Annotated in this window: 9 protein-coding genes; 8 read left to right on the top strand and 1 reads right to left on the bottom strand. The window is 71.5% G+C overall.

Features of this window, described 5'->3' with window-relative positions:
• Window positions 1-13 precede the first annotated feature (13 nt).
• The 5 genes from G3576_RS02500 (at window position 14) to G3576_RS02480 (ending at window position 5,668) form a co-directional block, all read left to right on the top strand.
• Complete coding sequence (locus tag G3576_RS02500) at window positions 14-1,696, top strand: fructose-specific PTS transporter subunit EIIC (protein WP_164692732.1); 1,683 nt, start codon at window positions 14-16, stop codon at window positions 1,694-1,696.
• Between the two features lie 66 nt (window positions 1,697-1,762).
• On the top strand, window positions 1,763-2,737 hold the full coding sequence (locus tag G3576_RS02495; protein ID WP_164692731.1) for a Bug family tripartite tricarboxylate transporter substrate binding protein: 975 nt from the start codon (window positions 1,763-1,765) through the stop codon (window positions 2,735-2,737).
• Window positions 2,734-3,606: an FAS1-like dehydratase domain-containing protein gene (locus tag G3576_RS02490; protein ID WP_164692730.1), complete on the top strand. Its 873-nt coding sequence runs from the start codon at window positions 2,734-2,736 to the stop codon at window positions 3,604-3,606. Before G3576_RS02495 ends, G3576_RS02490 begins: the two co-directional genes overlap by 4 nt.
• Window positions 3,603-4,808, top strand: a complete 1,206-nt coding sequence (locus G3576_RS02485; protein ID WP_164692729.1) for a CaiB/BaiF CoA transferase family protein — start codon at window positions 3,603-3,605, stop codon at window positions 4,806-4,808. The genes G3576_RS02490 and G3576_RS02485 overlap by 4 nt, the downstream gene beginning before the upstream one ends.
• Window positions 4,805-5,668, top strand: coding sequence for an HpcH/HpaI aldolase/citrate lyase family protein (locus G3576_RS02480; RefSeq protein WP_164692728.1), 864 nt, complete (start codon window positions 4,805-4,807; stop codon window positions 5,666-5,668). Before G3576_RS02485 ends, G3576_RS02480 begins: the two co-directional genes overlap by 4 nt.
• A 266-nt stretch (window positions 5,669-5,934) precedes the next feature.
• Here G3576_RS02480 and G3576_RS02475 read toward each other — a convergent pair whose 3' ends face one another.
• Window positions 5,935-7,020, bottom strand: a complete 1,086-nt coding sequence (locus G3576_RS02475) for a YihY/virulence factor BrkB family protein (protein WP_164692727.1) — start codon at window positions 7,018-7,020, stop codon at window positions 5,935-5,937.
• A gap of 141 nt (window positions 7,021-7,161) precedes the next feature.
• On the opposite strand from G3576_RS02475, the gene G3576_RS02470 reads away from it, so the two are divergent.
• From G3576_RS02470 to G3576_RS02460, 3 genes are read left to right on the top strand one after another with little or no spacing between them, the layout of a single operon-like run.
• Complete coding sequence (locus tag G3576_RS02470) at window positions 7,162-8,142, top strand: Bug family tripartite tricarboxylate transporter substrate binding protein (protein ID WP_164692726.1); 981 nt, start codon at window positions 7,162-7,164, stop codon at window positions 8,140-8,142.
• 29 nt (window positions 8,143-8,171) lie between these two features.
• Window positions 8,172-9,875, top strand: a complete 1,704-nt coding sequence (locus G3576_RS02465; protein WP_164692725.1) for a gamma-glutamyltransferase family protein — start codon at window positions 8,172-8,174, stop codon at window positions 9,873-9,875.
• Window positions 9,876-9,908: 33 nt separating this feature from the next.
• Complete coding sequence (locus G3576_RS02460) at window positions 9,909-10,811, top strand: polysaccharide deacetylase family protein (protein ID WP_164692724.1); 903 nt, start codon at window positions 9,909-9,911, stop codon at window positions 10,809-10,811.
• Window positions 10,812-10,817 lie beyond the last annotated feature (6 nt).

The raw sequence follows: 10,817 nt of genomic DNA, 5'->3' as shown, positions 1-10,817 counted from the left end.
CGGAGGAATGACCATGTCCGGCGTGATCGCGGTCGTGGATGGGGGCGAGAACCCCGTCCAGGCCATGCTGGCAGCGGAAGCGCTGCGCCAGGCCGCCCGCAAGGGGGGGCGTGAGTTGACAGTGGAAATCCGCACCCCCACCGGCGTGCTTCATCCGCTGCCCGCGCAGCCGGAGGCCGATGCCCTGCTGCTGGTCGGCGATGCCGCGGCGCCGGAGGCGCTGACTGGCCTCAAGCCGATCCGCGCGAAGGTGGAGGATGTGCTGGCCGATGCCGTCGCGGTGCTGGACCGCACCCTGTCGCCCGCCGTGCCGGCGGCGTCTGGCGCGAAGCGGATCGTCGCCATCACCTCCTGCCCCACCGGCATCGCGCACACCTTCATGGCGGCGGAGGGGCTGGAGGGCGCGGCCAGGGCGCTCGGTCACACCATCAAGGTGGAGACGCAGGGCTCCGTCGGCGCGCAGAACACGCTGACGGCGGAGGACATCGCGGCCGCCGATTTGGTGCTGATCGCGGCCGATACGCAGGTGGACCTGGCGCGCTTCGGCGGCAAGCGCGTCTTCCTCTCGGGCACCAAGCCCGCGATCAATGGCGGCCAGGCGCTGGTGCAGCGCGCCTTCGCGGAAGCGACCGTGCAGGGCGGCACCGCCGCCGCCGCGCCCGCGCCCGGCAAGAAGCAGCTGACCGGCCCCTACAAGCACCTGATGACGGGCGTGTCCTTCATGCTGCCCTTCGTGGTGGCGGGCGGGCTGCTGGTGGCGCTGGCCTTCGCCTTCGGCGGCATCTACGCCTTCGACGACGCGCATAAGGGCACCTTCGCCGGCGCGCTGTTCCAGATCGGCGGGCGCGCGGCGCTGGCGCTGATGGTGCCGGCACTCGGCGGCTACATCGCCTATTCCATCGCGGACCGTCCCGGCATCGCGCCCGGCATGATCGGCGGCATGATCGCGGGGCAGCTCAATGCCGGCTTCCTCGGCGGCATCGTGGCGGGCTTCGTCGCCGGCTACTTCGTCGCCTGGCTCAACAACAACCTGAAGCTGCCCCGCACGCTGGAGGGGCTGAAGCCCGTGCTGATCCTGCCGGTGCTGGGCGCGCTGGTGACGGGCCTCTTCATGATCTACGTGGCCGGCGGGCCGGTGGCGACGGCGCTCGCCGCGCTGACGGAATTCCTCCGCGGCATGCAGGGCAGCGGCGCCATCCTGCTCGGCCTCATCATCGGCGCCATGATGGCCTTCGACATGGGCGGGCCGGTGAACAAGGCGGCCTATGCCTTCTCCACGGGGCTCATCGCGAGCGAGGTCTATGCGCCCATGGCCGCCGCCATGGCGGCGGGGATGACGCCGCCGCTGGGCCTGGCGCTCGCGGCCTATCTCTTCCGCGACCGCTTCACGGCGGAAGAGCGGGAAGCCGCACCCGCCGCCGGCGTGCTGGGCCTCGCCTTTATCAGCGAGGGCGCGATCCCCTTCGCCGCCAAGGACCCGCTGCGGGTGATCCCCTCGCTCGTCGTGGGCTCCGCCGTGGCGGGGGCGCTGTCCATGATGGTGGGGGCGGAGCTTCGCGTGCCGCATGGCGGCATCTTCGTCCTACCCATCCCGAACGCCGTGAGCCACCTGCTGGGCTACGTCGTGGCATTGGTCGCGGGCACGGTGGTCACGGCGCTGATGCTGCGCGTTTTCAAGAAGCCTGCGATCGCATAACGGGGGGCTGCGCGCCGCGCCTTCCCCGGCCTAGGCTTCCTCCAACGACAATGGAGGAAGCGAAGCATGGTCCTGATCGGACGCCGCGCCGCGCTTGGCGCCGCGCTCACCCTGGCGGCGCCGCGCCTGGCGCTCGCCGCCTGGCCGGAACGGCCGATCCGGCTGGTGATTCCCTATGGCGGCGGCGGGCAGACCGACGTCGTCTCCCGCCTGATCGGGGAGGCGATCGCCCAGCGCCTCGGCACCCCCGTGCTGGCCGACAACCGCCCGGGTGCGGCCGGGAACCTCGCCGCAGAGTTGGTCAGCCGCGCGCCGGCCGATGGCTACACCATGATGGTGGGCTCGACGGGTCCACTCGGTGGCGTCAACGCCGCGCTCTACCGGACCCTCGGCTATGACTGGCAGCGGGACTTCGCGCCGATCGGCCTCTTCACCACCGCGCAGAACGTCATCCTGGTGCACAACAGCCTGCCCGCGCGCACGCTTCCGGAGTTCATCGCCTACGCCAAGGCGAACCCCGGGCGGATCAACTACGCCTCCTCCGGTGTCGGCGCGACCACGCATCTCTCGATGGAATTGCTGTCGGAGAGGGCGGGGATCGAGATGGTGCACGTCCCCTACCGCCAATCGACGCAGGGCATGACGGATCTGCTGGCCGGCCGCGTGCAGGCGCGCAGCCTCGGCCTGCCGGAAGCCGAGCCCGTGAAGGGCAACCCCGCCATCCGCGCGCTGGCCGTCACCGGCACGCAGCGCAACCCGCAATGGCCGGAGGTGCCGACGGTGGCGGAAACCCTGCCGGGCTATGAGGCCGTGAACGCCTTCGGCCTCGCCGTGCCCGCCCGCACGCCGCCCGAGATCATCGCCCGCATGAACGAGGCGCTGAACGACGCGCTCCGCACGGAGAGCGTGCGCGACAGCTTCCTCCGCGTCGGCGCCGACCCCGCCGTGCCCAACAGCCCCGAGGAATTCGGCGCCTTCCTCCGCCAGCGCGGCGAGATCTGGTCCGCGCTGGTCCGCCGCCTGAGGCTCGTCGCGGAATGAGCGCCGCGGAGGACGTCGCCGCCGCCATGCCGGAACTGGCGGGCTGGATCGGCCGCAAGCGCGTGGTGGAGGAGCGCATCGCGCTCGCCGCCGTGCGCCGCATCGCCGGGACCTTCGACCTGGACCCTGACGCGTTCCGGGAGGGCTCCGAGATCCCCTCCCACTGGTTCAACCTCTTCTTCAGCGACGTGGCGCGGCATTCCGCCATCGGGCCGGACGGCCATCCGCGGAAGGGCGAGTTCCTGCCCCCCATCCCGCTGCCCCGCCGCATGGGTGCGGGCCGCCGTGTGCAGGTGCATGGCGCGCTCCGCGTCGGCGATGATGCAACGAAAACGGTTGAGGTCGCGGGCATCGCGCCCAAGGCTGCGCGCAGCGGCACCATCGTCGTGCTGACCATGCGCCACACCATCACCGCGCGCGGCCAGACGCTGGCCGTGGACGAGTTCGACGCGATCTACCGGGAAGCCGTGCCGCCCGGTGCCGCCAGCACCACCACCGCGCCCATCCCCGCGCCCACCGGCGCCGCCTGGTCGGACACGACGCTGCTCGATCCCGTCCAGGTCTTCCGCTACGGCGCCATCACCTGGAACGCGCATCGCATCCACTACGACGCAGACTACACGAGGGGCACGGAGGGCTATCCCGGCGTGGTGATGAATGGCGGCCTGACCATGCACCTGCTGCTCGATTCCGCTTTGAAGCGCGCGCCCGGCGCGCTGCGCGGCTTCTCCGCCCGCCTCATGCGGCCGCTCTTCGTCGGCGACACCGCACGCTTCGAAGGCACGGCCGAGGGCAACACCCTCCGCGCCTGGGTCGCCGACAAGGATGGCCACCAGGCCGCGGAAATGACCGCGGAGTTCGGCGCATGAGCGGCGGGCCGCTGGAGGGCATCCGCGTCATCGACCTCACCTCCGTGGTCGTCGGGCCGATCTGCACGCGGATGCTGGCGGACCAGGGCGCCGACGTCATCAAGGTGGAACCGCCGGAGGGCGACATCCTCCGCCGCCTGGCGCAGGGCAGCCGCAACCCCGGCATGTCCGGCAAGTTCATCCAGTTCAACCGCAACAAGCGCTCCATCTGCCTGGACCTGAAGCAGCAGGACGGCATGGCGGCGATGCGGAAGCTTCTGGAGAACGCCGACGTCTTCGTCAGCAATGTCAGGCCCAACGCGCTGGAACGCCTCGGCCTCGATCCCGCGACGCTGGCCGCGCTGAACCCGCGCCTCATCCATGTCGGCATCCTCGCCTTCGGCAGCGAGGGCCGCTACGCCAACCGCCCGGCCTATGACCCCGTCATCCAGAGCCTGTCGGGGGTCGCCGCCACCTTCCACCGCGCCACGGGCGAACCGCGCTTCGTGCCCATGGTGATGACGGACCACGTCACCGGCCTGATCGCCGCGCAATGCATCGGCTTCGCCCTGTTTCGCCGCGAACGCACCGGCATCGGCGAGGCGATCGAGGTCCCGATGTTCGAGAATATGGCGTCCTTCGTCATGAGCGAACACATGGGCGCCGCGACCTTCGATCCGCCCGCCGGCCCCTCCGGCGACAACCGCCTGCTGAGCCCGGACTACCGCCCGCTGCCGACCAAGGACGGCTTCATCACCATCGGCCCCAACACGGACGCCCAGGCCTTCGCCTTCTTCGACGCCATCGGCCAGCCGGAACTCAGGCACGACCCGCGCCTCAACAGCGCGAGCGCCCGCACCGCCAATGCCGCGCACTATTTCAGCATCCGCAAATCGGCGATGGCGAGCCGCACCACCGATGAATGGCTCGCCATCCTCGGTCCGCGCGACATCCCCTGCGCCCGCTACAACACCTTCGAGGACCTCATGGCCGACCCCCACCTGGCGGACGTGAATTTCTTCGAGCCCGAGGACCACCCGACCGAAGGCGCGCTCCGCCGCACCCGCACGCCGAACCGCTTCAGCGGCGGCATGCGCGAGGACAAGCTGCCGGCCCCGCGCCTCGGCGCGCAGACGCGCGAACTCCTCGCGCAACTCGGCTACGACGACACCCAGATCGCCGCGATGATGGAAGCCGGCGCCGCGAAAGCCCCCACCGCATGACCCCGAACTGGCGCTCCCTCCTCTTCGTCCCCGCCACCGCCGAACGCTTCATCGCCAAGGCGCATACGCGGGGCGCCGACGCCATCATCCTCGACCTCGAGGACAGCATCCCGCCCGATGCCAAGGACGCCGCCCGCAACGCCCTGGCCGCCGCCGCACCCCGCGTCGCCCAGTCCGGCGCCGACGTGATCGTCCGCATCAACCGCCCGCTCGACCTGGCGCTCCCAGACATCGCCGCCGCGGTCGCCGCCGGCGCCACCGGCCTGATCCTGCCCAAGGTCATGGGCCCCGAGCACATCCGCCTGCTCTCCGAAGTCGTCGCCACGCGCGAAGCCGCCCACGGCATCCCCCTCGGCCGCACACGCTTCCTGGCGCTCGCCGAAACCGCCGCCGCGCTCCCCCACCTCTACGCCATCGCCGCCGCCGATCCGCGCATGGCGGCGCTGGCCGTCGGCGCCGAGGACCTGGCCACCGAATTCGGCGGCATCCCCTCCGCCGACAGCATGTATGTCTGGGCCATGCACTGCATCGCCGCCGCCCGCAGCGCCAACATCCTGCCCATGGGCTCCCTCGGCGCCCTTGCCCAGATCGACGACCTCGACGCCTATCGCGCCGCGCTCACCCGCGCGAAAAACCTCGGCTTCGCCACGGCCTCCTGCATCCACCCCGCCCACGTCCCCCTCATCAACGAGATCTACGGCGCCACCCCCGCCGAACTCGACCGCGCCCGCCGCCTCATCGCCACCTTCGAAGACGCCTTGTCGAAGGGCCTCGGCGCCGTCGCCTTCGAAGGCGCCATGATCGACCTGCCCATCGTCGAACGCGCGCGCCGCACGCTGGCCCGGGGGGCGCGGGGGTGAACGCAGGGCGCGCGGGTGGCTTCCGGAGAGGGGCTGCGCACCCCTCTCCGGACCTCTCCCGCGCCAGGGTCCAGCGGGACCCTGGACCGCGAGGTTATCGGTGGATGAAGGGAGGGGCACGGAGCGCGTGCCGAACACGCGGTCGCGCCGCGCCCCTCCCTTCATCCACCGATCTCATGGGTTCCGAGGGGCCGCTGCCCCTCGGCGGGGAAGGGGTTCGGGGAAGGGGCGGAGCCCTTTCCCCGAGGCAGCCAGCGCAACCCTTCTCACCCCGGCGCTACCCGGTCCGCCATGCGGGCGTCGCGCGTGCCCATGGGGAGTTCCGGTCCTGTCGTCGTGTCGCGGGCGGTCTGGTGTTCGGCTTCGGCGTTCAGTTCGCCGCCGAAGAGCACGACGGCGGCGGAGAGCCAGATCCAGGTCATGAAGCCGATGACGGCGCCGAGCGATCCGTAGGTTTCGTTGTAGGTGCCGAAGTTCTCCACGTAGAAGGAGAAGCCGGCGGAGAAGATCATCCAGGCGATGGCGGCGAAGGCGCTGCCCCAGGTCACCCAGCGCCAGCGCGCTTCGGCGCGGCTCGGCCCCCAGCGGTAGAGGCAGGCGAGGGCGAGGGCGATGCCGACCAGCAGCAGGGGCCAGCGCGCCCAGCGCAGCAGGGTTTCGGTGGCGGTGCCGAGGCCGATGGCGGTCAGCAGCACGGGGAGCGCGATGACGGCGCCCATGGCGAGCACGGCGAAGAGGATGCCGCCGATCGTGAAGGTCAGGCTGACCAGGTTGAGGCGGATGAAGGAGCGTTTCTCCTTCTCCTCATAGACGACGTTGAGCGCATCGAAGAGTGCCTTCGCCGCCTGGTTCGCACTCCAGAGGGAGAGCGCCAGGCCGATCAGGGCCGAAAGGCCGAGTGTCGCCTGTTCCTTGGAGGTAATGCGCGTGACCTGTTCGTTGATGATCTCCATCCCGCCGCCGGGGATGAAGCCCGCCAGCGCGCCGAGGTGGTCGGACACCGTCGCGGGATCGGCGATGAGGCCGTAGAGCGAGACGAGCGCCGCGATGCCGGGGAAGAGGGCGAGGAGCGTGTAGAAGGTGACGCCCGCGGCCTCCGTCAGCAGCCTGTCGCTGCCGGCTTCCATCACGGCGCGCTTCAGGATGTCCCACCAGCCACGGGCGGGAATCTCGGAAGGGGTGGCGGCGTTGCTGCCGGCGCCGGAACTGTCCTGGGGCGGGGTTTCGGTGGTGCCGCGTCCGGCGGGGATGCGGCGCGGTGGCGGGGGCCGGTTCGCGGCCTGCAAGGCAAGCGCGCCCGCGAGGGCGGCCGCCGCGATCATCCAGCTCGTCTTCTCCACCTGCGCGCGCATGGGGCTGCCCCGTTCCCGTTCGCGCGGGTAACGCGGCAGGCGGGCGCTGGTGCCGCGGCATCACGCTGATGCCGGTTGCGGTGATTGTCCGTGGTGGCGACGGGGGACTAGGCTTTCGCGACACGGAGCGAGGGGGCGCGCATGCGGGTGCTTCTGACACGGCGCGGGGCGATGCTGGCGGGGCTCGGACTGGCGCTGCCGGGTGCGGTGCGCGCGCAGCCTGCCTGGCCCTCGCGCCCCGTGCGCATGATCGTCCCGGCCGCGGCGGGGGCGGGGATGGACATCCTCGGCCGGGCCGTGGCGCAGGCGCTGTCGGAGGCCTGGGGCCAGCCGGTGGTGGTGGAGAACCGCTTCGGCGCGGGCGGGACGCTCGGCACCGATGTGCTGGCGAAGGCGCCGCGCGATGGCTACACGATGGGGGTGGTGAATTCGTCGTCGCTGGCGATCGCGCCGGCGATCATCCCGGACGTGCCCTACAACCCGCTGACCAGCTTCGCGCCGCTCGGGCTTGGCGCCAGCAATGATTGCGCGCTGGCGGTGCGGGCGGATAGCCGCTTCCGCAGCGTGGCGGATGTGGTGGCGGCGGCGCGGGCGAGGCCCGGCGCGCTGAACTGGGCTTCCGCCGGCAGCGGGTCCTCCACGCATATGGCGGGCGAGTTGTTCCGCCTGGTGGCAGGGGTGGACATCACGCATGTGCCCTATCGCGGCAGCCCGCAGGCCATCACGGATCTGCTCGGCGGCCAGGTGGAGACGACCTTCAACACCATCAACGCGCTGCTGCCGGGCATCCGCGCCGGCACCATCCGCGCGCTGGCGACGACGGGGCAGGGCAGGGACCCGCTGCTGCCGGATGTGCCGACCTTCGCCGAAGTGGGCTATCCGGCCTATGAGGCCAGCGGATGGCTCGGCTTCGCCATGCCCGCCGGCACGCCGCCGGAGGTGGTGGCGACGGCGGCGGAGGCGATCCGGCGCGTGACGGAGAGCCCGCGCTTCCGCGACCAGATGGTGGCCGCGGGGATGCGGCCGCGCTCGCTCTCCGCCGCCGATTTCGCCGCCTTCCTGCCGGTGGAGATCGCGCGCTGGACGGATGTGGTGAAGCGTTCCGGCGCCAGGGCTGACTGAAAGCCGGGCTGACTGAAGGAAACGTCGAGATGCCATTGACCAGGCCGACCATCGCGGGCACGCGCCATGCCGTCTCCGCGGGCCACTACCTCGCCACCGCGGCGGCGTTTTCGGTGCTGGAGGGCGGCGGCAATGCGGTGGATGCGGCCTGCGCGGCGGGCTTCGCGCTCGGCGTGCTGCAGCCGGATATCGTGAGCGTCGCGGGGGTGGCGCCGATCATGATCCGCATGGCGGATGGGCGGGTGGAGACGATCGTCGGGCTCGGCCCCTGGCCGGCTTCCATCCCGCCCGACCTGTTCCGGGAAAAGCATGGGGGGAAGATGCCGCCCGGCGTGTTGCGGACGGTGGTGCCGGCCGCACCCGATGCCTGGATCACGGCGCTGCGGCGGCATGGGACGATGAGCTTCAGCGACATCGCGGGCTTCGCCTGGCGCTTCGCCGCGGAGGGCTTCGCGGTCTATGGGCTGCTGCACAACAGCCTGTCCAAGCGCCAGGCGGATTATGCGCGCTGGGACTACAACGCCGCGATCTTCCACCCCGGCGGCCGCGCGCCGCGCGTCGGCGAGAAATTCGTGCAGGCGGACCTGGCGCGGTCGCTGGCCTACATGATGGATGAGGAGAAGGCCGCCGCGGGGCGGGGGCGGGAGGCCGGGCTGGAAGCCGCCCGCGCCGCCTTCTACCAGGGCGATCTGGCGCGGGAGATCACGGCCTTCCAGGCGCGGGAGGGCGGCTACCTGACCATGGCGGACATGGCCGCCTACCGCTCGCCCATCGAGCCCGCGCTCGCCGTCGATTGGCGCGGCCACCGCGTGCTGGGCTGCGGCCCCTGGTGCCAGGGCCCGGCGCTGCTGGAATCGCTGCTGATCGCGGAGCGGCACGGCCTCGATGGCCTGGCCCACAACTCGCCGGAGTACCTGCATGTGATCGCGGAGGCGCTGAAGGGCGCCTTCGCCGATCGCGAATACCATGTGGGCGACCCGAACTTCGTCGATGTGCCGATCGCGGAGATGCTGTCGGCGGCGCACATCGCGCGCCGCGCCGCCGCCATCGATCCCGCCCGCGCCCATCCGGGGATGCCGGAGCGGCTGATCGGCCTGGGCGAGAACGCCAACCCGCCGGTCTCGGCGGAGGAGGAGCCGCCGGTCGAGGCCGGCACCTCCTATGTCTGCGTCGTGGATCGCTGGGGCAATGCGGTCTCCGCCACGCCGTCGGACGGGTCCTGGACCGGGCCGCTGGTGCCGGGGACGGGGCTGATGGTCTCGGGGCGCGGCTCGCAGAACCGGCCCGATCCGACGCACCCCGCGGGCTACGCGCCCGGCAAGCGGCCGCGGCTGACGCCCAATCCGGCGATGGTGGAACTCGCGGATGGCGGCATCATGCCCTTCGGCTCCCCGGGCAATGACGTGCAGCCCCAGGCCATGCTCCAGGTCCTGCTGAACATCCTGCATTTCGGCATGGAGCCGCAGGCCGCGGTGGAGGCGCCGCGCATCGCGACCTATGCCTTCCCCTCCTCCTCCTCGCCGCATGACTACTTCCCGGGCCGCGTCTCGCTGGAAGCGCGCATTCCGGCGGAGACACGGGAGGCCCTGGCCGCGCGCGGCCATGTCATCGCCGACTGGCCCGAATGGACCGCGCTGGCCGGCTGCGTGGAGGTGATCCGCACCGAGCCCGCCAGCGGGCTGATCGCCGCCGCCGCCGATCCCCGCCGCCCGGCCTATGCGATGGCGATATAGGATACCCGCTCCCGACTCGCCGGAGCCCCGCCCTTGACCACCGACACCCGCGACTTCCTCGGCTATGGCGCCAACCCGCCGGACCCGCGCTGGCCGGGCGGCGCGCGCGTCGCCGTCTCCTTCGTCGTCAATGTCGAGGAAGGGGCGGAGCTTTCCATCATCGATGGCGATGAGCGGAACGAGGCGGTCTATGAGGTGACGGATGAGGTGAAGGGCGGCCCCGATCCCTGCCGCGACACGCATTTCGAATACGGCACCCGCGTCGGCTACCACCGAATCATGCGGGTGCTGGACGCGCATGGCGCGCCCTCCACGCTGAACGCCTGCGGCCGTGCCATCCAGCGTTCGCCCTGGCTGGCGCAGGATGCGGTGGCGCGGGGGCATGAGGTGGCCTGCCATGGCTGGCGCTGGGAACGCCATGCGGGAATGGAGGAGGCGCATGAAAGGGCCACCATCGCCCGCGCCGTCGCCGCCATCCGGGACGCCTGCGGCACCGCGCCGATCGGCTGGCACACAAGGTCCGCGCCCTCCGCCAACACCCGCCGCCTGCTCCTGGAACACGGCGGCTTCCTCTACGACAGCGACGCCTACAGCGACGACCTGCCCTTCTTCACGCGCGTCGGCGCCACGCGGCACCTGGTGCTGCCCTACAGCTTCGACACCAACGACATGCATTTCCACCAGGGCAGCCAGCGCTTCACCACTGCCGCGCATTTCACGGAGTATTGCGTCGATGCCTATGACGCGCTTTGGGCCGAGGGCGCGGACCATCCCCGCATGCTCTCCATCGGCCTGCACCTCCGCATGATAGGCCGCGCCGGCCGCATCGCCGGGCTGGACCGGCTGCTGCGCCATATGCGCGACAAGGGCGGCGCCTGGTTCGCGCGGCGCGACAGCATCGCCCGCCACTGGCTCTCCCGCTTCCCCGAGGCCTGACCAGGC

The organism is Falsiroseomonas algicola (assembly GCF_011040385.1).
In the GTDB taxonomy this organism is placed as follows: Bacteria; Pseudomonadota; Alphaproteobacteria; order Acetobacterales; family Acetobacteraceae; genus Falsiroseomonas; species Falsiroseomonas algicola.
This window is presented reverse-complemented; position numbering and strand designations above follow the sequence as displayed.

Coding starts and splice junctions, on each gene's coding strand:
- G3576_RS02500 (WP_164692732.1), top strand. CDS start 14: ATGTCCGGCGTGATCGCGGTCGTGGATGGGGGCGAGAACCCCGTCCAG.
- G3576_RS02495 (WP_164692731.1), top strand. CDS start 1,763: ATGGTCCTGATCGGACGCCGCGCCGCGCTTGGCGCCGCGCTCACCCTG.
- G3576_RS02490 (WP_164692730.1), top strand. CDS start 2,734: ATGAGCGCCGCGGAGGACGTCGCCGCCGCCATGCCGGAACTGGCGGGC.
- G3576_RS02485 (WP_164692729.1), top strand. CDS start 3,603: ATGAGCGGCGGGCCGCTGGAGGGCATCCGCGTCATCGACCTCACCTCC.
- G3576_RS02480 (WP_164692728.1), top strand. CDS start 4,805: ATGACCCCGAACTGGCGCTCCCTCCTCTTCGTCCCCGCCACCGCCGAA.
- G3576_RS02475 (WP_164692727.1), bottom strand. CDS start 7,020: ATGCGCGCGCAGGTGGAGAAGACGAGCTGGATGATCGCGGCGGCCGCC.
- G3576_RS02470 (WP_164692726.1), top strand. CDS start 7,162: ATGCGGGTGCTTCTGACACGGCGCGGGGCGATGCTGGCGGGGCTCGGA.
- G3576_RS02465 (WP_164692725.1), top strand. CDS start 8,172: ATGCCATTGACCAGGCCGACCATCGCGGGCACGCGCCATGCCGTCTCC.